The organism is Streptomyces sp. NPDC058240, from assembly GCF_042882135.1.
Taxonomy (GTDB): domain Bacteria; phylum Actinomycetota; class Actinomycetes; order Streptomycetales; family Streptomycetaceae; genus Streptomyces.
On sequence record NZ_JBHVWT010000019.1, the window covers coordinates 80,090 to 96,291 of the forward strand.

General features: G+C 69.1%; 14 protein-coding genes and 3 pseudogenes. 6 read left to right on the plus strand and 11 right to left on the minus strand.

Annotated elements, in window-relative coordinates; translation table 11 throughout:
• Positions 1 to 105: 105 nt before the first annotated feature.
• Positions 106 to 414: a transposase gene (locus tag ACFVX4_RS26265; protein ID WP_389981407.1), complete on the minus strand. Its 309-nt coding sequence runs from the start codon at positions 412 to 414 to the stop codon at positions 106 to 108.
• Between the two features lie 199 nt (positions 415 to 613).
• Entirely contained in the window at positions 614 to 1,642 is a 1,029-nt protein-coding gene (locus ACFVX4_RS26270; RefSeq protein WP_389981409.1) for a phosphotransferase family protein, read from the minus strand.
• A gap of 160 nt (positions 1,643 to 1,802) precedes the next feature.
• On the opposite strand from ACFVX4_RS26270, the gene ACFVX4_RS26275 reads away from it, so the two are divergent.
• Both ACFVX4_RS26275 and ACFVX4_RS26280 read left to right on the plus strand, forming a co-directional pair.
• Complete coding sequence (locus tag ACFVX4_RS26275) at positions 1,803 to 2,444, plus strand: DUF5701 family protein (RefSeq protein ID WP_389981411.1); 642 nt, start codon at positions 1,803 to 1,805, stop codon at positions 2,442 to 2,444.
• A 396-nt stretch (positions 2,445 to 2,840) separates the two neighbouring features.
• A complete protein-coding gene (locus ACFVX4_RS26280) occupies positions 2,841 to 3,611 on the plus strand; it encodes a nitronate monooxygenase (RefSeq protein ID WP_389981413.1) in 771 nt (256 codons plus the stop codon).
• Positions 3,612 to 3,977: 366 nt separating this feature from the next.
• Here the strand turns inward: ACFVX4_RS26280 and ACFVX4_RS26285 are convergent, their stop codons facing one another.
• From ACFVX4_RS26285 to ACFVX4_RS26295, 3 genes and pseudogenes are all read right to left on the minus strand, one after another.
• Positions 3,978 to 4,103, minus strand: coding sequence for a hypothetical protein (locus ACFVX4_RS26285; RefSeq protein ID WP_389981415.1), 126 nt, complete (start codon positions 4,101 to 4,103; stop codon positions 3,978 to 3,980).
• A 148-nt stretch (positions 4,104 to 4,251) separates the two neighbouring features.
• Positions 4,252 to 5,392 (minus strand): annotated as a pseudogene (locus tag ACFVX4_RS26290) (serine hydrolase domain-containing protein).
• Between the two features lie 22 nt (positions 5,393 to 5,414).
• Entirely contained in the window at positions 5,415 to 5,945 is a 531-nt protein-coding gene (locus ACFVX4_RS26295) for a CGNR zinc finger domain-containing protein (protein WP_389981489.1), read from the minus strand.
• A 188-nt stretch (positions 5,946 to 6,133) separates the two neighbouring features.
• On the opposite strand from ACFVX4_RS26295, the gene ACFVX4_RS26300 reads away from it, so the two are divergent.
• The 3 genes and pseudogenes from ACFVX4_RS26300 to ACFVX4_RS26310 form a co-directional block, all read left to right on the plus strand.
• Complete coding sequence (locus ACFVX4_RS26300; RefSeq protein WP_389981417.1) at positions 6,134 to 7,252, plus strand: MFS transporter; 1,119 nt, start codon at positions 6,134 to 6,136, stop codon at positions 7,250 to 7,252.
• A gap of 308 nt (positions 7,253 to 7,560) precedes the next feature.
• Positions 7,561 to 8,357 (plus strand): annotated as a pseudogene (locus tag ACFVX4_RS26305) (isocitrate lyase/phosphoenolpyruvate mutase family protein).
• Between the two features lie 114 nt (positions 8,358 to 8,471).
• A pseudogene (locus ACFVX4_RS26310) lies at positions 8,472 to 8,624 on the plus strand (GNAT family N-acetyltransferase); the annotation flags it as partial.
• Between the two features lie 165 nt (positions 8,625 to 8,789).
• Here the strand turns inward: ACFVX4_RS26310 and ACFVX4_RS26315 are convergent.
• Positions 8,790 to 9,992, minus strand: a complete 1,203-nt coding sequence (locus ACFVX4_RS26315) for an erythromycin esterase family protein (RefSeq protein WP_389981419.1) — start codon at positions 9,990 to 9,992, stop codon at positions 8,790 to 8,792.
• A 58-nt stretch (positions 9,993 to 10,050) separates the two neighbouring features.
• On the opposite strand from ACFVX4_RS26315, the gene ACFVX4_RS26320 reads away from it, so the two are divergent.
• A complete protein-coding gene (locus ACFVX4_RS26320; RefSeq protein ID WP_389981491.1) occupies positions 10,051 to 10,806 on the plus strand; it encodes a TioE family transcriptional regulator in 756 nt (251 codons plus the stop codon).
• 270 nt (positions 10,807 to 11,076) lie between these two features.
• Here the strand turns inward: ACFVX4_RS26320 and ACFVX4_RS26325 are convergent, their stop codons facing one another.
• The 5 genes from ACFVX4_RS26325 to ACFVX4_RS26345 all read right to left on the minus strand — a co-directional run bounded on the left by ACFVX4_RS26325 (position 11,077) and on the right by ACFVX4_RS26345 (position 15,807).
• Positions 11,077 to 11,880 (minus strand): methyltransferase domain-containing protein, encoded by an 804-nt coding sequence (locus tag ACFVX4_RS26325; protein ID WP_389981421.1) that lies wholly within the window; start codon positions 11,878 to 11,880, stop codon positions 11,077 to 11,079.
• Positions 11,881 to 12,234: 354 nt separating this feature from the next.
• A complete protein-coding gene (locus ACFVX4_RS26330) occupies positions 12,235 to 13,437 on the minus strand; it encodes a protein kinase (RefSeq protein WP_389981423.1) in 1,203 nt (400 codons plus the stop codon).
• 241 nt (positions 13,438 to 13,678) lie between these two features.
• A complete protein-coding gene (locus ACFVX4_RS26335; RefSeq protein ID WP_389981425.1) occupies positions 13,679 to 14,374 on the minus strand; it encodes a hypothetical protein in 696 nt (231 codons plus the stop codon).
• Positions 14,371 to 14,811: a hypothetical protein gene (locus ACFVX4_RS26340; RefSeq protein WP_389981427.1), complete on the minus strand. Its 441-nt coding sequence runs from the start codon at positions 14,809 to 14,811 to the stop codon at positions 14,371 to 14,373. Before ACFVX4_RS26340 ends, ACFVX4_RS26335 begins: the two co-directional genes overlap by 4 nt.
• Before the next feature lie 72 nt (positions 14,812 to 14,883).
• Positions 14,884 to 15,807, minus strand: coding sequence for a CHAT domain-containing protein (locus ACFVX4_RS26345; RefSeq protein WP_389981429.1), 924 nt, complete (start codon positions 15,805 to 15,807; stop codon positions 14,884 to 14,886).
• Positions 15,808 to 16,202 lie beyond the last annotated feature (395 nt).

Genomic DNA, 16,202 nt, shown 5'->3' on the forward strand with positions numbered 1-16,202 from the left:
GCTCGCGCTCGGCGCGGCGCCAGCGGTAGTAGGTGGAGGAGGCGATGTGTAGTTCCCGAAGTACGCACTCGACTCCCAGGCGTGGATGCTCCTTGAGGAGCGCGGTCACCTGGGCCGGGTCGGGTCGAGTTGCGCCGCGAAAAACGCCGAGGCCATCCGCAGGACATCGTTCGCCCGCTTGAGCTGGGCGTTCTCCTTGCGCAGGGCCACCAGCTCGGCGTGTTCGTCGGTGCTCAACCGGTCATCGCGCTCGCCGGCGTCTGCCTCGGCCTGCCGGATCCAGCCGCGCAGAGCCTCGGGGTGGACGCCGAGGTCGATGGCAAGCTTCTTGATCTGCGGTTTCGGCTCCGAGGTGCGATACATCCGCACCGCACGCTCACGCAACTCGAGCGAGTATTTCCTGGGAGCAGCCATGGTCGATGTTCCTCTCATGAGTCTCATCTGACCCTCTGTCATCAGCCACCGCATCTCGGGGGAACCTCAAGGTCTCAGTACCCAACTGACCTGGGCCGCCGCGACCGCGCGCCGTGAACCGGTCGACCGGGCGAAGGCCGCGGGAATAGCCAAGAGTTGTGGTCCGAGCGTACGCGCGACCCGGGATATCAGCAGGTGTCTATGGACGCTTTGACGGGACTGGTGGGAGCGTGGGCCAGCGATCGAGCATTCGTTGGCGCATGTCCGTGCTGAGCCTGCTCAGGCCGTTCAGGTCGGGGCGGTCGGCAGTCATCCGGCCGACGACACCGAGCCGGTGGACGAGTCGTTGCCGGGCGGTCGCGGTGCCCCATTTCCAGTCCCGGTCCCGGATCCGGGCCAGGTGGTCAGTGGTTCCGCGGTGGGCCCTCTCGACCAGCGCGTCGCCTCGTAGCAGCCAGCCTGCGCACGCGTCGGCGAGGTCGCCGTGGAGTTCGGTGCTGGTTGCGGTGCGCCATGCCGTGCGGTAGGCGGTCTCCGCCCGGTCCAGCAGCGGAGCGGATGCCGCAGTGACACACCAGCACGTCGGGAAGCCGATACGCAGGTAGGCGAGCTCCACCAGTCCGCTGCCCAAGGATGCCTGTTCGAAGTCGATGAACCTGATCCCGTTGGATGTGTGCAGGTCGTTGCCGGGACACGGATCCCCGTGGAGAAGGGCGTGCCCCGATGCCTGGCCGAGCCGGTGCACGAGGTCGTCGAGCTCGCCGGACACGCCAGGAGCGACGGCTACCTCAAGAGCCTCGGCCAGCCTGAGGAAGGATTCGACGTCGGCGCTGTCCGGACCAAGCCAGCGGGGAAGTACTCCGATGTCCTGCGCTCGGGCAGCGGCATGCAGCCGGGCCAGTGCCGCCGCGTAGCCGACGATCCAGTCGCTGGACGGGCGTTGGTGGTCCAGATGCTCCAGGACCAGCACCCGCTCGCCGGGATCGATGCCCAGCAGCGCGGGCACCACGGGCGGCTCAGCCCGTGCGGCGAGGCGCAATGCGGCCACCTCGCGGGCATACCGTTCCTCGGCGTCGGGACCGTCGACGATCTGCTTCACCACCGCCGGCGCCCCGGCCAGGTCCACGCGCCACACACGTGAGCGCGGGCTACTGCCCAGCCGCCGAGAGCGCCTGGGGGAGCCCAGCTCTGCCCGTAACTCGTCCCCGAACGGCAGTCGCGACCACATGGGCTCATATTTCCACGCGGGCCGGCGGGTCTGCCGATCTCGGCGATGTCCGTCGTCAGCTGTCGGGCATTGGCTATGGGGAGGGGGAACGATTCCGGCGTCCGCCGCGTTGTAGGCGGGCACGTTCAACTTGTTCTGTTTCGACGTTCCGTGGAGTCGCATGCCAGCCGAATTGCACGCTCTTCCCTCAATCACCGACCAGGCAGAGCGATTGATCGAGCTCGGAGTGCATGAACTTGGTGGCTTCCGGCCTGCCGAGCTGCGCTCCATGGCCGCAGAGACCGGGGCTCGTGCCGGCCTTCTTGTGGTCCGCCCGGACCGGGTTCCGGCGTCGGCCCTCGCGCCTCTGCTTCGGCATCAGGGGAAGCCGGGGTTCGTCGTGGTGGACATGCCCGATATCGATCAGTTCTCGGCCATCGAGACCGTGAACGTACCCGACGAGCCAATCTATGTGGTGGAGGGCCTCGACCGAGGCGATCACATGGCGAACTGGAGCCCTCACGAGGCACTGCCCGCCATCGTCGAAGGAGACCGTACTCCGTTGCTCCTGATCGAGGGCATCCACTGGGTGCTCCAGCAGCCGGCGGCACTTGAACGGGGCCACTGTTTCATGACCATCGGCTCCCGCTTGCGGAAAGCCAACGGCACGCTCGACGCGCGAACCCCAGCCTTGTGGATCAGCAACGGGACCGGGCGAGACGGCCGAGACAACCGTGATGCGCCGAAGGTGGGCTGGTGTTGGGCGGGCAACCGGCACACGTGGCTCGGCTTCGCTTCGGCGACCGGTCGAACCGCGGCCTGATCCGACTGACGCATCAGGCCACAGTGGAACGAGATGTCGTCCTGCCGGCAATCCGCAATTCGACCAGGTCGGCGGATCAGGCCGGCTGAGACCACTGCCGGTTCGGAGAGGTTGATCCGAGACTTGGGACGAGCCCCTTCGGGACACGAAAGTTCTCCGGCACGGGCCAGTGTCCTGGCCTGTGCTCCAGAACGCAGGGAGGGGCGATGACGGCGGGCATGGCATGGTCGACAGCGTTCACGGAGTTGTTCGGTGTGGAGCACCCGATCGCATGGGCGCCCATGGGAAGGTCGGCGGGCGGAGCGCTGGCCGCGGCTGTCTCCTGCGGGGGCGGACTGGGGATTGCTGGGTGGCGGGAACGGGGAACGGGATTGGCTGGCCCGTGAGTTGCCCATCGTGGCTGGGAGCGGGAGACCGTGGGGAGTTGGGTTCCTGAGCTGGGCGGCCAGTGTCGGCGCGGTCGAGCAGGCGCTGGAATACGGCCCGCGGGCCGTGATGCTCCCCTTCGGGGATCCGAGCCCGTTCGTCGAGCGAATCCGCGCAGCCGGTGCGGCGGTGATCGTTCAGGTCACCGATCTGGAGGAGGCCCGGATGGCAGTGGATCTGGGTGCCGACGTCATCGTTGCGCAAGGGACGGAGAGCGGCGGACACGGGGCCCGGCGCGGGAGGGCCACCTTGCCGTTCGTGCCGGTGGTGGTGGACCTGGCGGCACCGGTGCCGGTGCTGGCGGCCGGGGGGATCGCCGATGGCCGCGGTGTGGCCACTGCTCTGGTACTGGGGGCCGCCGGTGCACTCATCGGCACCCGTTTCCAGGCGACGGCCGAGTCCCTGGTCGATCCCGCGACCGCCGAGGCGATCGTCCGCGGGCGCGGGCAGGACACGGAACGCAGCAGCGTCCTCGACATCGCCAGGGGAGCCCGCTGGTCGACGACGAAGTACACGGTTCGCACCCTCGGCCATCCCTACCTCGACCGCTGGCGGGGAAGGGAGGCGGAACTCGCCGAGGATTCACAGGTCCGACATGCCTATCAGGCCGATGTGGCGCGAGGCGATGTGCCGCCGCTGCCGGTATGGGCCGGTGAGGGCGTCGACCTTGTCAACGATCTGCCACCCGCAGCCGATCTCGTTGCCGCACTGGCCGCCCAGGCGGAGAGTGCCCTGGCCTGAGCAGGTAGGTACTGACAGGAGCACCCCAGAAGCACTCGCTCCGCGGCATTTCTGCAACAGGCGAACCCCGTCACCAGGAGACTCACCGCCAACGCCGTAGCAGCAACGGTGGCAGGCGCGCCCACTTCGCCCCGGCACGCCGTGGCCGTCCCCTGTCGTACGCTTCTGGCTCCGCTCCGGCCCCGTCGGACGGCCGCCGAGCGGTGCGGTTCAGCGCCAGAAGGTCCTGTCCACGGCACGCTGGAGGTGCTTCGTCGCTGCCCCGTCGGTCGGGATGCTGGTCGCCGCGATGCCGGCGGCGCGGCCGTCGGCGGTGACTTCGCCCCGGGTCTCGTACCCCGGGGTGTCACCGGCACCGCCGTGATCTCAGTAGATCCCGCCGCACGACAGCGGCCTGCTCATGAGCCCCGGTCCGTAGTCGGCGTGGACGTTGGCGTCGGCCTCCACGATGAAGGCCATCAACTGGTTGTCGTCCTCCTCCGCGTCGAACACACAGGCTGTTCGGCGTGCACCAGGCCGCGCAGGCAGGTGACAGGCGGACAGATCGGACAAGCCCGACAGGTCGGTGGTCAGCGTCTCGGGTGGCGTTCGGCGAGCGAACTCCGGGACCTGCGCGGTGTACTCGGCCTGGGCTTCTCCGTTAGCGCACACCGTTTGTACTGCACATCGCCTTCCGGTACAGGGCAGACAGCGCGTCGTCGATGGGGTGGTGCTGCGGCTTCCCCGAAGAGTCCATCTCGTTCCACCTCATGAGATTGACCGCGACGGACATCTGTCGCTTTCCGTCGGCGCGGGTCAGGGACATCGTTCCGGCTCCCCAGACCGTGCCGTCGTGGCCCCAGAACGTGCCGCAACCGGGGATCGTAACCTTGTGCAGGCCCGAGGCCGTAGTCGATCGTCTTCGTCCCTTCCAAGGTGTGGACCGGCACCGTGGGCTGCATCTGCGCCAGCGACGACGGCTTGACGATCTTGCCGGCGAGTAGCCTGCCGTAGAAGCGGTTGAGATCTTCCATGGTCGATACGAGAGAAGCGGCCGACCCCACCCAGGACATGTTGTAGACGCTGTAGTCGCGCGGTGGGTCTATCAAGCCGTACAGCGCCTCGTACATCCGCGAATGCGGTCCCTCGATGCGAGGCCCGGCAGGGAAGGTGGTGTGCCGGAGCCCAGCGCGCTCGATGACGTTCCGGGTGATGTACTTCTCGGCCGTGTTGCCGGTCACCTGCTCCAGGAGGTGGCCGAGGAGCAGGTAGTTGGTGTTGGAGTACACCCCGTAGGCCTCCGGGCCTGCCTGCGGCAGGCGCCATGTGCCCCATCTCGACCAGCTCGGCTGGGCGGAACTGCCGGAAGCGGTTGTCGTCCAGGCTCTTGGGCGAGATATCCGGCAGAGAGGGGAAACCCTGGAGGGACGGGAACGCATGGGGAAGGTAGTCGCTGATGCCGCTGGTGTGGTTGAGCAGCATCCGCACCGTGATCTTCTCTCCACGCTCTCCGGGTACCAGACGTGGCAGATAGCGGCCGATCGGTGTGTCGAGCCGGATCCGGCCCTTCTCGACCTGCTGCAGGATCGCGGCAGCTGCGATGGTCTTGGTGATGCTGCCGACGCGCTGCCGCATGTAGGGCCTCATGGGGCGGCCGGTCGTACATCGGCGACCCCCGAGGCGCCGCGCCATACCTGGCCGGCATCGCGCACCTCGGCGTGTATACCCGGGACACCCGCGTGATGGACAGCGTCCATGGCGGACTTCAGCCCCCCAGCATCGAAGCCGGCCGACGGGCTCATGCTGCCGGCCGATTCGGCTGCCCTACTTGGTCTGGCTCGACTGCTCGGCGGAGCGGGCGCGTCGGTGGGCCGCGACCCGTTCGCGGGTTGCGCATCGGCGGGAGCAGTAGTGGCGTTCCGGGCCGCTGCCTTGGGTGATGAAGACGTTCCGGCAGCTGAGTGAGGAGCAGATCCTGCCGGGCGGACGCTGGCGGTCCCAGACGAGGACGGTCAGGGCCATGCAGGACGAGGCGAGGAGCCACTCGTCCCAGGGAGCGTCGTCGTCGGGGTCGAGATGGGGGTGCCAGGGGGTACTGCCCCCGTGTGAAGTCAGGCGGAGCGGTCCGGTGTGTTCCTGCAGGAGGCGATTGAGGCCGACGGCGGCACCGTCAGTAGTCTCGGCAGCGAAGACTTCCCGCAGCAGGGCGGCAGACGTACGCATGCCGGCGACATCGCGAGCGGTGAGGTCGACGGGGTCTGTCTCACCGTATGCGCGAAGCACATCGGCGACTTCGGCCGGGTCGGGGCAGTCGTCGTCGAGAACGTTGATCAGAGCGGCGGTCCGCCGAGCCATGGTCAGCACAGAGTGCCGGGTGGACCAGCCGTCGATGTTGTAGGGCACGCGAGCAATGTAACGTATCTTGCTGAGTTTTGAGTTACCTCCGTAACGTCTTATGCATGAAAATGCGTTACTCACTTCGCCTCTATCTCACCGGAGCAGTGGCAGCTCGTGCCGGGGACGAGATGTCAGGACCGGCACTGATGCTCGCAGGATTCACACTGGCCGGATCGTCCACCGATGCGTCGTCGCTGCTCGCGGGCATCACGTTCTCCGCCGCAGTAGGAGGGCCGGTGCTCGGGGCGCTTCTCGACAGAGCGGGACGGCCGGGCCGCCTGCTGGCAGTGGCCCTCGTCCTGTACGCGGCTGGTCTGGGGGCGATCCTCGTGGGGCTCGGCCGCTTGCCGTTCGCTGTCACGATCCTGATCGCCGTGTTCACGGGGCTGCTGGGGCCGGCCCTGTCGGGCGGATGGACGGCTCAACTGTCCCGGGTGGTACCGGGCGACGGCCTGCCCCGGGCGAACGCGCTCGATGCCATGACGTTCAGTGCGGCGAGTCTGGCCGGACCGGCCCTCGCCGGCGGCATGGCGGAGGCGCTGGGAGCTCCGACGGCCGTGGTGGTCTCCGCGGGGCTCATCTGCTTGGCGCTGCCCGCCGCGTGGATGCTGCCCGCCCACCCCGGTTGGAGGCGGGGCCCTCGGGCAATCTCGGTGATCGGCGACCTTGCTGCCGGAATACGGGTCATCGTCAGGAGACCGTCTCTGGCCCGAGCGACCCTCAGCTCGGCCGTCTCCTGTGCGGCTCAGGGCATGCTGACGGCCTGCATCGCGCTGCTCGGCGAGCGTGATCTGGGCGGAGCCGGCCGTGGCGCGATGCTGCTCTCCTGCGCGGCGATTTCTGCCTTGATGGCCAACGCCGTGCTCGCGCGGTTTCCGCGCTCGGTCGCGCCCGACACAATCATCTGGGCCGGTGCCCTTGTCCAGGCTGCCGCGTTGGCCTTGGCCGCGTCGGGTCAGCCAATCGTGCTGATCGCGGCCGCACTGATGGCCGGGATCGGCGAAGGGCCCCAACTGGCCGCCTTGTTCGCAGTCCGCCACCGGGAGGCCCCGGAACACCTGCGCGGCCAGATCTTCACCACTGGCGCCAGCTTGAAGATCACTGGATTCGCCGTGGGAGCGTCCGTTGCCGGCCCGATTGCGGCCTGGTCCCTTCCCGGCACTCTGATACTCGCAGCGAGTGTGGCGGTCCTCGCGGCATTGGCCTACTTCGTCATCCCGTCGACAACGGTCGACTCGGCCGAGGACCGGGCGACGTTGCATTGAACAGGGCCGATCCTTGAGCGTGTGCCGTGGAAATTCGAGCGGCCACGTCGAATCTCCCAGCACAGCAGTCCGATGGCGGTTGCACCCCGGGGGAGCCGGTGCAGGCGCCGATGGGGCCGCGTACGCGTAGGTCTCCGGCGAAATCGCCGGCGGCGGAGTGATGAGCTGACTGATGAGCTGCGTCCGGTCAGGAGTGTTGGGACGGCTGTCGTGCCGCTCCTTGAGTCATTTGCCCGTCCGAATCGAGGGCGACGACCATGTCGGATTCTTGCCGGACGGCGGGTGGCAGTCGATGTTTGATTGCGCCCATGACCATCACATGGCTGAACAACGCCCACCTCTTCCGCTCTCTGCACACTCCATCCGTACCCCTCGCGCTTGCCAACGCCTGGGATGTTGCGAGCGCCCGCGTCATCGAGGCCGCGGGCGCCCCCGCGATCGCCACCACCAGCGCCGGGGTCGCCTGGTCGCTCGGTTCTCCGGACGGCGACGTCCTTACCCGCGACCGAGCGCTGAAGCTGATCGCCCGGATCGTCGCCGCCGTCGCGGTTCCGGTCACCGCTGATATCGAGGGCGGATACGGGAAGGACGCCGCCGGAGTTGCCGAGACCGTCACCGGGGTGCTCGCGGCGGGCGCCGTCGGCGTCAATATCGAGGACGGCACCCGGCCCCCGACAGAGCTCGCGTCGCGGCTGGCTGCGGCCCGGCAGATCGCGGACCGCGCAGGAGCGGACCTGTTCCTCAACGCCCGTATCGACACGTTCCTGTTCGGGCTCGGTGATCCCGACACCCGACTGAAGGAGACCCTGACCCGGGCGCGGACGGCATCTTTGTCCCCGGCGTCACCGACACCGCCACCATCACGGCGTTGGCCAGGGAGATCTCCGTACCGCTGAACGTCATGGCCGGCCCCGGCACCCCGACCGTTGCCGATCTCGGCGCCCTCGGTGTGGCACGCGTCAGTCTCGGCTCGGGCGTGGCACAAGCCGCCTACGCCGCCGCGCGCCGCGCCGCGCAGGAGCTCTTCGGTACCGGCGCCTACGACTCCCTCGCCGAAGGCATCGCCTTCCCCGAGCTCAACGCACTGCTCTCCGAGCCCCACTGACCGGTTCACCAGCCGACTCCGCTACGTCTACGCTTGGGCCGACGGCATCCACCTCCGCATACGCCTGCAGGAGGCGGAGGCGGAGGCGGAGGTGGAGGCGTGCGTGCTCGTGCTGATGGGCTGCGGAGCCTTCGCGAGCAAGGGGCAACGACCGCCCGCCCGGCTTTCACGGGCACGGCAAATCCGCACCGGTCCTACGATCTTTGCGAGAGCGTGGGGTACCGGCGGCAGAACGAGTACGTCCGATACCGCAAGCCGCTTGCTTGACCGACCGGTCATCGGGCTGTCCAGTCAGCCCGCAGGATGTGACAATGCCTCCGGCCCGTCGGCCGCGCCCACCCGCCCGCACTCGCCCGCGCCTGGGCGATCAGCTGGGTGATCCGCTCCCGCAGCCTGTGGGTGGTGGACGGGCCGTGCCGCTGACGACAGGGCCTAGCTCTGCGGGACATCCTTGACGAACACGATGCCGTCGCTGTCCGCCAGGTGGGCCGGGTCCAGCGGGGAGTAGCCGAACCAGGGGGACACGCGCGGCGCGGGCCGCGTGTCGCCGAGGGCGGTGGCCAGCTGCGGGACGTCGATGACACAGCGGTCCTCGGGGAGCGCGTACAGGAGTCCTTCGACGGTGTCCGGCGGCGGCGTGCCCACTCCCTGGTGCCGGATCGTGCCGAGGGCCGTGGCCACGAAGGCGTACCCTTCGCCGAGCCGGGCGCTCACCAGCGCACCGGCGCTCCACCACTCCAGCGGCATCCCGCCCATTCGCATGGTGCTCTTCTCCCGCTGGAGATGGGCGTTGTGGGCGTGGACGAGTACCGGGCCCCGGGCGGCGAGGGCCAGGAGGTTGTCGGCCATCATCTGGTCCCGCAGGCCCACCAGCCGCGTCAGGCGGCTCGGGGAAGCGTCGGCCATCCAGTAGTGGTAACGCAGCAGGCCGGTGGCGGTGCGCCCGTACAGGCGCGCCCGGTCCCAGCCGTCCCGCGAGGTCGCCGCGATCAGCTGCGGCGTCTGCGCGTCGAGCAGCGCCACCAGGTCGTCGGCGAGCAGCCGCAGCTCCTTGGCCTCGGCCGACTGCCCCACGGACTGGGCCGGGTCCATCATCGCGGCGGGATTGGTCCACCGGTCGTCGGCGCCGAGGAGACGGTCGAGCGTTTCCGCGGCGCAGGGGAGCAGGCCAGTGTCCACCCGGGCCGCGAGGCAGTCGTGGAGTGCGGTGAGGGCCTGCCGGGGGCTCGCGGCGCCGGTGATCTCCAGCGGGCCGTCGAAACCGGCGAAGCGGAGCCGCTCGGTCGCGGGCCGACCGTCGTTGTACGCCCGTATCCAGCGCACGAGTTCGCGGCTGGCGGCGGACGCGCCCCAGCCGTGGCTGAATCCGTGTTCCATCACCTCGTCGAGGGTGCCCGTGCCCGAAGTGACGTAGTCGTCCACGGCCAGGCCCATCATGCAGTCGCTCTCGATCGTGATCGTCCGGTATCCCTCCTGCTCGACGAGCTGCCGGAAGAGCTCGTTGCGCAGGTCGAGCAGAGCGTCCTGCCCGTGGGTGGGTTCGCCCAGGGCGAGCAACCGCGGCCGGGCCGGGAGCAGCCTCATGACGGCGGCAGCCTCGACGGCATGGACGGTATCTCTGATGTCAGTAGCCATGCAGTCAACGGTATCGTTGAACCTTCGGTTGAAACTTTTCGATGACATCGACGGGGCCATGGCGCGAAACCTTCAAAACGGTGAACGGCTCAGGCCGGTCGACCTGGCCCGCGGGCACGGTCTGTCCACGCAGGCGATCAGGAACTACGAGGCGGCCGGAATCCTTCCGGCCGCCGGTCGCACACCCCACGGCTACCGCACCTACACCGCGCTCCACGCACAGGCCCTGCGCGCGTTCCTCGCCCTGGTGCCCGGCCACGGCCACCACACTGCGACGTCGATCATGCGGGCGGTGAACGAGGAAGCGGTCGATGAGGCGTTCCGTCTCATCGACGAGAGCCACGCCCAACTCCTCGACGACCGCCGGACCCTCCAAGCCGTGGAGAGCGCCCTCCGCGACCTGGCGCCCACCGCGGCGTCCGAACCCGACGCGGCGGTGTCCGAACCCGACACAGCTGTGTTCGGGCCCGGCGGAACGTTCATCGGACCGCTGGCAAGGAAGCTCGGGATCCGTCCCGCGACGCTCCGCAAATGGGAGCGCGCCGGGCTGGTGAGCCCGCGCCGCGACCCACGGACCGGATACCGCGTCTACGACGAGGCCGACGTACGGGATGCCCAACTGGCCCATCAGCTCAGGCGGGGTGGCTACCTGCTGGAGCGGATCGCCCCGCTGATCGCCCAGGTGCGGGCGGCCGGCGGGCTGGAGCCGCTGGAGTCCGCCCTGCACGACTGGCGTGGCCGGCTGTCCGCCCGCGGGCGCGCGATGCTGACCGGGGCTGCGGAGCTTGAGGCGTACCTCCGCGAGCGCGGATGAGATTTCGGCCTCCGGCCGAGCTCCGGAAACCGTCGGCAGACGCCGCTCCACGAAACCGACGAAGGCAGTGGACCGGGTCGGGACGTACCCCTCTCCGGAGGGTGGCGGGACGCTCAGCGGCTCCGTACGTGACCCGGTGATCACCGTCGGGCCGACGGGCAGGCCCATGGGGCGCCCCGATCGTACGAAGGGTGGGAAGGGAGCCGCCAACAGGGCGAGGAAGACGGTTCAGTTGGCTGGCTGATGTGTGTGAGAGCCGATCGGGGAGGGCTACGGGCGGCGTCCCCACGCGGAGATCATAGGGGCGGTGGCGAGGTCGAGGCGTCCGGTGGCGACGTTCGCCAAGTGGCGGTCGATCTCCTCGTCGGTCGCAAGCCCTTCAGCCACCAGGAGGCGGCGGATCTGCCGCACGGTCGCGGCCTCGAGGACGGCACAGGCCGGTGAGGTGATCGGGAAGTAGGCGTCGGCCTGCACGTCCGCAAGACCGGCTTCGCGCAGCAGCCGGGGGAGGGTTCGCCCGTAGGCGAGGTCCGCGCCGCGTGCCGCCATCAAGGCGCGGAAGCCGGATCGCAGTCGGTTCGCGAGCCGTTGTTCGGGACCGGACCCGTCCGGGCACAGCAGCGGCTGCAACCCCGGGTCGGCATCCTCCAGGAGAAGCCAGCCGCCGGGCCGCAGCGCCTGGACCATCCGGTGCAGCGCCTCGGCGCGATCGGTGACGTGTACCAGGACCAGTCGGGCGTGGACGAGGTCGAAGCTGCCGGGCGGCGGCGGGTCGGCCGCCACGTCGTGCCGCAGCGCCTCGATCACGCCACCGTCGACGCCTCGGGTCCATGACACGTCGATGTCGGTGGCGACCACGGTTCCCGCCGGGCCGACCCGCTCGGCCAGCCCGAGGGGTACGGACGGAGCGCCGGCACCGACTTCCCAGCACCGCATGCCGGCAGCGATTCCGAGCTGGTCGACATGCCGGAACGTCACCGGATCGAACAACTCACTGAGGGCGCCGAAGCGGACCCCTGCTTCTGATTGCTGGTTGTCCAGCAGGTAGCCGTGATCCGTGTTGTGTTCAGCCATGTGGCGATTCTGACAGAGGGGGCAGTCGCACCCCGTTCGCAGGGCCGTGCCCCGTCCGCCGGTCTTACGGGCGGACCAGTAGAGACTCCGGGGCTGCCGAGGGTCAGGACGCTGTCACCCGACCTGTTCGTCTTCCGCCGCGGGAGTGTTCGCAGCGCGGCGGAGGAGCAGCGGCGCATGGGACCTGGTGCTGTCCCGGTGGGACGGCGGCCCGCTCTCGATCAGCGGGATGTCGCTCTGCTCGGCGTCGACGGTCGACCGGACAGTGTCGCCGATTAGCTGAGCGACCGGGTCGGGGCCGTGGCCGAAGGAGGCGTGGCCGTTTCCCCGCCCCCGACCGGGTGTCCCGCAGGGTCAGAAGTTGAGATATCGCTCAAGCCTCAAAGGGGCCTGCCGGCCCTCCACATGGACGTCTGCCGTCAGTTTGAACTCTCCCCATGCCGACATCCTCAATTCAAACTCTGTCGTCCGGTCCGTGACGAGGCGATCCGGCTCGGGGAAGGTCGGATGAAGGTGGTAGACGACTTTGGTGACGCGATCGAGATCGCCGTCGTCATCCCCTTCAAGGAAGACGCGGATTCGGTGGTATCTGTAGTTGCCTCTGTCCAACGACCTGTCTCGACGTGCCACATGGGCCACGTGGATCCTCGGAGCGGCCTTGGCGCTCACGGCATGCGGTGGTGCCACGGTGGTCAGGGGAGTCGGTCTGCCCGCATCTCTTGGATCGAGGTCCGCCCGCAGCTGTTGGAGACGGTCGTAGACCTGCCGCGCCGAGCGGGGGCGCTGTGCGGGATCGCGTCGCAACAGCTCGGCGACGAGCGCGGTCACTTCGGGCCGCAGATCAAGGCGGAGCACGTCCAGACGTGGGGCTTCTTCTTCGTCCTTGCGCCGGATGACCGCGAGCCAGTTGTGTCCGGTGAAGGGAGGCCGACCGGCGAGCAAGGCGAACAGCACGCCACCGAGGGCGTACAGGTCGGAACGTTCATCGCCGCGCTCGGCGAGGAACTGTTCAGGCGCGCCGTACTCCACGGTGCCGGCGGGTTCCAGCTGGGAGGAGCGCGCCACGGAGAACGCGGTCTGGACGAACCCGGCGATCCCGAAGTCGACGACCTTGACGCGTCCGTCCGGGGTGATCATGACGTTGTGGGGCTTGATGTCGTAGTGAATGACCCGGGCGCGGTGTGCGGCGACCAACGCCGCGCAGATCTCGCCGGCCATCTCCAGGGCACGGGCCAGGGTCATGGAGTTCTCGGTACGGAGGCGATCCGCGAGCGTCGCACCCTCCACCTTCTCCATGACCAGGAACAGCAGGTCCTCGTGGACACCCCGGTCGTAGAGGGCAACCACGTTCGGGTGGTTGATCTGCGCGGCGGCTACGGCCTCGCGTTCAAATCGCCGAGGCAGGTCCGGGTGGAAGGCCCCGCCGAGGTCGAGCAGCTTGAGCGCGACGTCACGGCGGAGACTACGGTCCCGCGCTGCCCACACCTCGCCCATCCCGCCCCGCCCGAGCTTCTCGACCAGCTCGTACCGGCCCGCGATCAGCTCCCCTGGCCTCACTGCCCACCCCCGCCACTCCCTGGAAACTCCAAGAGTACGGCGGCGGCACCGCCGATATCCGGGAGTCCGGATTCCCGCGAGACCGAGGAGGACGGGTTCGCGCGGGGGAAGCCATGCCGGTGTAGGCGCCGACGGTCGTCAGGTTCTGGCCGGAGGAGCGGGAGATCATTGAGTCGATGACTACTCGCAGGGGCTTCTCGAAACTCTTGCGTGCCAGTGGTCGACGTGACGCCGTGGCCGATCAGAGTGCCGGTACCGGTCGGCGGCAGGTCGTTCCTGGCCAACAACGCGCCACGACGAGCAGATTGGTGACGTTCTCCATGGGCACCACGACAGCTTTCACCGTTCCGGCCACTTGGATCCGCACGCTCCCGCCATCAGCGCTCTTCAGTGCCCCGCAGGTCGACGTCCCGCCATGCGTGACCCTCACGTACGCGGCCGGATCCGGGCCTGCTTCCGGGGCCCACCAGGTCGCGGTGATGCCCAGGAGGAAGCACACCAGCGCTGCGGCGACGATGGTCCGGCCTCGCCTCAGCCGGGCTGCTGCGGCGTCGGCCAGGGCGATCTGATAGGCCGCGACCGATGCGTGGCGGCGGTGGATCTCCGCCAGGGTCACCATGCCCTCGCGGGTGCCGGCCTGAGCTGCGAGGGCCTGCCAGAGCCCTGCCAGGGAGAGGGCGATGCCGCCGCCGATGAGGAGGGTGACCGCGATGCGCCAGTCGAGGGTGAGGTGGGCCGTCGTATCGCGGCCCTTGAGCACTGCGCCGGTGGTGACCAGCGTGACGAAGGCGGCGAGACCGTTGCGCCAGGCTTCCGCGTTGGCGCGGACCGCGGGCAGGGAGGCTTCGGCCAGTGCGGCGAAGCGGTCGCGCTCGGCCAGGTCCGTGGGCGTCGGCGGGCGCTCCGGTTTGCGTGGCCCCAGTGGCATTCCGGTCATGGCTGTCCGTCGGCCGGAGCGGGGTCGGCGGTGAGCTCGATACGGAAGCTGGCACCGCAGCCGCTGACGGCGGTCGAGTCGGCGGCCCCGGATGCCCCGGCCGGATGCCCGGCACCGCACGAGCAGGTGACGTCCAGGACGACCGGGTCGCCGTAGCCGTACGTGCCGGCAGGCGCCACCAGGCCGGTGCCGCCGGTTCCCTGGACGCCCGCGCGGCTCCCGCCGATCCCGCTGGTGACGGCGGTCAGCGGACGCCGGTCGGTGAAGTGGTGCACACAGCGCGGGCACGCGCCCTCGACAACGGCCGAGGAGACGTTGTCACTCGTCATCACCAGTGCTGTGAGAGCGCCCGACTCCAACAGTTCGAACGCGACCTCCGTCCAGCGGTAGTCCGAGGTCTGTTCGTAGGGGATCGGAGACTGGGGCTGATTGGTCATGGTCACCTCTGCCGATACACGGATACACCGATGTGCAGATGCACGGATACACCGATTCGCGGTTGGCACGGGTCAGGTTCCGAAGTGGGCGTACGACGCCCACTTCATGGGTTCAGTGGGATCGCTGTCACGCAGCGCGCGAACGGCTCGATGGAGCGCGATGGCGGGCTCCGCGCCGCTGTCGGACGATGTCAACTCCCTGTAGAAATGGTCCGATACGCCTGCGGCCGAGGAATCGCCGACCGGCCAGCTGGTGGCGACGATGTGCCGGAAGCCGGTCAACTGCATAGCCGCTGCGAGGTGGATCGCCTCGTCCGCGAGGTCAGGGACGCCCGTAGCGGTCTGACATGCCGACAAGTACGCGAGATCCGCTTCGGCGAGTTCCAAGTCTGCGATATCCGCAACCGACAACGGACCGTCGTGGAGGCTGAAAGAGCTCGCCGCCGGATCGGAGAGGTTCTGGGCCGCGTGGCAGGCGAAGTGAATCCGGTCGCAGCGCGGGAGCTCGTCGAGGACGGCCCGCCGGGTCGCTGCCGACCCGACCAGACTCACCACCTCGGTCGGACTCGCCGCATACCGCCGCAGGCAGGCCAGCTCGTCGGCTACCGCCGGCAACGCGGCCAGACCGGGAGTCTCCGGCAGCGCGATCGCGAGGCGCCGCCGCGCCGTCGGCCCCGAGCGCCGGATCCGGCTGCGGGACAGTGCGGCCAGCGTCGGCGTGTAGGAGGAGACCACCAGGTCCGCGGTCCACGCTCCGCCGGTGCCGGGGGCCGACCTGTGGCGCGGATGGTGGCCCGCGGCGTGCAGCGGCAGCAGGCTGAGCAACCCGACCGGACACCACCACAGACGCGGTGGCGCGTCGGCAGACCGGCCGGAGCGCGGATGAGCGGAGTGTCCGAGCCGTTCCAGGATCGGCCCCACGATCCCGTCCCACAGCCAGCCGAGGATGTTGTGGCTGACGTGCCGGGCCCGCTCACGTGCAAGGGCCCGTCCCACAGCCAGCCGAGGATGTTGTGGCTGACGTGCCGGGCCCGCTCACGTGCAAGGAACGAAACGCTCGGGTCGGTCTGGGCCCCGACGGCGGACAGCAGATCCGAGACTTTGCCGGACACATCGTGGATCGAGACCTCGGGGAGCACCACGACCTCGGGTTCAGACGTGTCATGACGGACGATCAGCGCATGACAGCCGTATCCGCTGACGGTCACGATGACCACCGGACCACCCGTGGCCGCGTCCTTCAGCTCGGCGTACGGCGTCGGCCCGAGGAAGTGTTCGAACCCCTCGACCCGGCGGACCCGCTCGACCGTCTCGTCCCATTCCCGGGCCAGATCCCGGCGGCGCTCGCCGGCCTCCGCAGAGAACTCCGGACCCTGGATCCCGTCGGCCAG

Bases quoted from the DNA above. Each gene is read 5' to 3' on its own strand.
- ACFVX4_RS26265 (WP_389981407.1), bottom strand. From the start codon at position 414: ATGGCTGCTCCCAGGAAATACTCGCTCGAGTTGCGTGAGCGTGCGGTG.
- ACFVX4_RS26270 (WP_389981409.1), bottom strand. From the start codon at position 1,642: ATGTGGTCGCGACTGCCGTTCGGGGACGAGTTACGGGCAGAGCTGGGC.
- ACFVX4_RS26275 (WP_389981411.1), top strand. From the start codon at position 1,803: ATGCCAGCCGAATTGCACGCTCTTCCCTCAATCACCGACCAGGCAGAG.
- ACFVX4_RS26295 (WP_389981489.1), bottom strand. From the start codon at position 5,945: ATGGCTCGGCGGACCGCCGCTCTGATCAACGTTCTCGACGACGACTGC.
- ACFVX4_RS26300 (WP_389981417.1), top strand. From the start codon at position 6,134: ATGCTCGCAGGATTCACACTGGCCGGATCGTCCACCGATGCGTCGTCG.
- ACFVX4_RS26315 (WP_389981419.1), bottom strand. From the start codon at position 9,992: ATGGCTACTGACATCAGAGATACCGTCCATGCCGTCGAGGCTGCCGCC.
- ACFVX4_RS26320 (WP_389981491.1), top strand. From the start codon at position 10,051: ATGGCGCGAAACCTTCAAAACGGTGAACGGCTCAGGCCGGTCGACCTG.
- ACFVX4_RS26325 (WP_389981421.1), bottom strand. From the start codon at position 11,880: ATGGCTGAACACAACACGGATCACGGCTACCTGCTGGACAACCAGCAA.
- ACFVX4_RS26335 (WP_389981425.1), bottom strand. From the start codon at position 14,374: ATGACCGGAATGCCACTGGGGCCACGCAAACCGGAGCGCCCGCCGACG.
- ACFVX4_RS26340 (WP_389981427.1), bottom strand. From the start codon at position 14,811: ATGACCAATCAGCCCCAGTCTCCGATCCCCTACGAACAGACCTCGGAC.